A 3412-nucleotide genomic window follows, 5' to 3' on the forward strand; every position below is an offset into this window, starting at 1 on the left:
CACGTGAAGATAAGCCGATATCTGCTCGACCTTCATGTACAGCTGCAATACCTGCACCAGAACCAGTTGGATTGTAAGTTACATCAATGCCGTTACCATCAAAAGATTCAATCAGAATGCCGATTACTTTTTCCATTGAGGTTGAACCATCAGTAATAACTGACTGAGCATTAGCTTGTAATGAACCTAATCCTAGAGTTGTTGCACATAAAGCGCACAGAATTGTCTTTTTTAATTTCATTTGAATGTACTCCAATAAAGTTTACATTGTTAGAGTACAAGTCAATTGTTAAATGGAATTCTCTGAATTGTAAAATTTCTGTAAAATTCTAATATTTTGATTTTTAAGAAAAAAAAGGCAACTATGCTGACTGCATAATTGCCCAACGACACAATTATATTCTGTTAAGAGAGTTTCTGAATGATTACTCCGCCATTTTTTAACAAGCCATCGTGATATTTGTAGGAGAATAAAATGTCTCCATTTATTTTGCAGTTTATTTCATCACTCTGCGCATTTATTGTAACTTTCAGAATATCCTTTCCATTAACTGTATAAGTTACCACTCTGCTGTCTGATGGCTCAAAGTCAACATCATCATTATTTAGTGTGCTAGAGTATTCATGTCTTAATCCTATAAGCTGTTTGCAAAGTTTCAGAGTGTCATCATATTCGTGTTTTTCTATACCATCCCAAGGCATAACCTTTCTGTTGTCAGGATCGTTATTTCCATCAAGACCAATCTCTGTTCCATAATAGATACATGGTGATCCTGGTAATGTCATCAGAATGCTGAGCATCTGAATAAATTTGTCATAAGAACCGACTCTGGAGATTGCTCTATCCACATCATGACTATCAATAAGATTAAATAGAGCCTTATTGATCTGTCTTTGATACATGCTGTAGCAGTAATTCATTTTGTATCTGAAATCATTTGCATTAAGTGTTTCATCCAAAAAGAAATTACTTACAGACTGTAAGAATGGATAATTCATTACAGAGTCATATTCATCTCCCTGAAGATATACTGATGAATCGAGCCATATCTCTCCTAACAAATAAAGCTCAGGATATTCTTTCTTCAGATTCTTACGTAAATACTTGATAAATGCATGAGATATTTCGTTGCCAACATCAAAGCGAATGCCATCAATATTCCACTCATCGACCCACCTCTTACATATGTTAAGAAAATATTCCATCACTTCTTCATTGTTGGTATCAAGCTTTGGCATATTATCAACAAAAGCAAAGGAATAATAACGAGAATCCTTAGTTGCCCCCTTTTTATTAAAGTCGTCTGAATTTATAAAATACCAGTCATAGTATTTTGATGCCTTTCCTTTTTCACATACATCTTTCCAAGCAAAGAAATTAGGACCAGAATGATTGAATACAGCATAAATCATTACATTTATTCCTAATTTATGAGCTTTTTCAACTTAAGCAGCAAAATATTCGTTTGTACCAAAATCAGGATCGACTTTTGTATAATCATCAATTGAGTATTTATGATTCTCCTCGGAACAGAAAATAGGATTGAAATATATTCCGTTTACTCCAAGATCTTTTAAATACTCAAGTTTGCTTGCAACACCTTCTAGATTGCCACCAAAAAGATCGTGACGGCCGAAAGGAGTATTAACAGACCAAGTCTTGAGCTTCTTTCCATATACTGACTTTTTATCTCCTACCCTACAAAAACGGTCTGGGAATATCTGATACCAGACAATATCCTCAACCCATTTTGGATGGGAACAAATATCATTCTTATTCATCCAACCGAACTTGAAGAAATGCTTAATCACCTTCTTATTCATAATTTCAGGATCATAAACACCATCTTCAAAAAGCATACACTGCTCTTTTGAATCGGAGAGAACAAAATAATACTGTATTCTTTTGAATTTAGGTTTAAGAGTTACTGAATATATGAATTCATTTTTTAATTCATATTTCAGTTGCATTTGAACAGGAGCACCCTCCCATGGATCAGTTCCAGAACAACCATTGATATATGGATCATTGCACATAAGAGTAACAGTCTTAATAGACTTATTAGTATGTACACAGATAACAAGCTCATCCTCATTTAGAGAATAGCAGTCATTGAAACCACATACATGCCGAATTCCGTCCTGATTCATAGAATTGTGCCTTTTTTATAATAGCTTTGATAAAGGTAATTGTTTTTTTATTTATTGTGCTATTTATTTTATGAAGAGATTGTTCACTTTTCTGTCATTTTTCTATTTACTCAATAACACAATCCTATTAAATTATAAAAAAAGCTAGGAAATAATGAGTTATGGGAAAAATAGCTGTTCAAGAAAGCAAGAATCATGGAATAAATGAATTTCCATATTCAATCTACCATGTAAAAATGCCAGAGCATATTACTAAATTTGATCTTCATTATCACAATGAATTCGAATTGGTTTATGTTGTAAATGGTAGCATCGAATTTACTATACTTGAAAAAAAATACATTGCTAATAAAGGTGACATCGCTCTTTTATTGCCTGATTATCCTCACTCCATGAAACAGGTTCCTAACGTCTCATGCGAGTATTACTGTATGCTGTTTAAACCAGAAATTTTAAAAAGAAGCGATTCTGATCCAATATACGACAGGATTATGACCCCTCTAATTAAGCATACGGTAAAACTACCGTTCATCCTAAAAGATAAAGAACAAATTACAGAGTCTATAAAAAATGAGTGCAATGATCTGATGAAGTACTGGACTCACAGCTATAGTTCGTATGCTTTTGGTGTATTAGGCAATCTTTATAAAATAGTAGGTTCGCTTACAGAATATTATGAGGCAAATGACACTGTTTTATTAAACAACAAATCATATGACAGAATAAAAGAGGCTATATATGCTGTGGAAAACAGGTATGAACAGCCTCTTAGTGTTGAAGAAATGGCCCAGCTGTGCAATGTTTCATCATCTCATTTTATGAAACTTTTTAAAGAGGCTACAGGAGACAGTTTTAACAATTTTCTTATTGCATATCGCCTGAAAATGGCAGCAAAAAAGATTGCTGAAACAGATGATAAAATTGTAAATATTTCAACAGACTGCGGATTTAACAATCAGTCATATTTTAGCAGGGCATTCACAAAGCATTTTAAAATGAGCCCAGCCGAATACAGAAACAAACACTAATTGTTTTCAAAGATGTATATCGGCTTAACTTCCGGTTATGTATATTTCTCCGTTTAGATACTTAACAACAAGTTTATCTTTGCTTTGTAGAAATCATTAATACGTTAAATTTAGGACAAGTCCAATCTACACGCTTCCATAGTTTCTCATTTCTTTTTTTAATTATGTTTTAATTTCCAAACAATTCTTTATGGATTTAAAGGTCTTTAAGCAATCTTGGAAGCACAGAAAAG

Annotated in this window: 2 protein-coding genes and 1 pseudogene; 1 reads left to right on the forward strand and 2 read right to left on the reverse strand. The window is 33.1% G+C overall.

Annotated elements, in window-relative coordinates; all coding sequences use genetic code 11:
* On the reverse strand, positions 1–241 hold a 241-nt coding region (locus ACJML3_RS06300), incomplete at its 3' end, for a substrate-binding domain-containing protein (RefSeq protein ID WP_406021606.1).
* A 164-nt stretch (positions 242–405) separates the two neighbouring features.
* A pseudogene (locus ACJML3_RS06305) lies at positions 406–2151 on the reverse strand (alpha amylase N-terminal ig-like domain-containing protein).
* Between the two features lie 161 nt (positions 2152–2312).
* Here ACJML3_RS06305 and ACJML3_RS06310 point away from each other — a divergent pair.
* On the forward strand, positions 2313–3179 hold the full coding sequence (locus tag ACJML3_RS06310) for an AraC family transcriptional regulator (RefSeq protein WP_406021608.1): 867 nt from the start codon (positions 2313–2315) through the stop codon (positions 3177–3179).
* Positions 3180–3412: the final 233 nt, after the last annotated feature.

It is taken from the genome of Succinivibrio sp. (assembly GCF_045124615.1).
In the GTDB taxonomy this organism is placed as follows: Bacteria; Pseudomonadota; Gammaproteobacteria; order Enterobacterales; family Succinivibrionaceae; genus Succinivibrio; species Succinivibrio faecicola.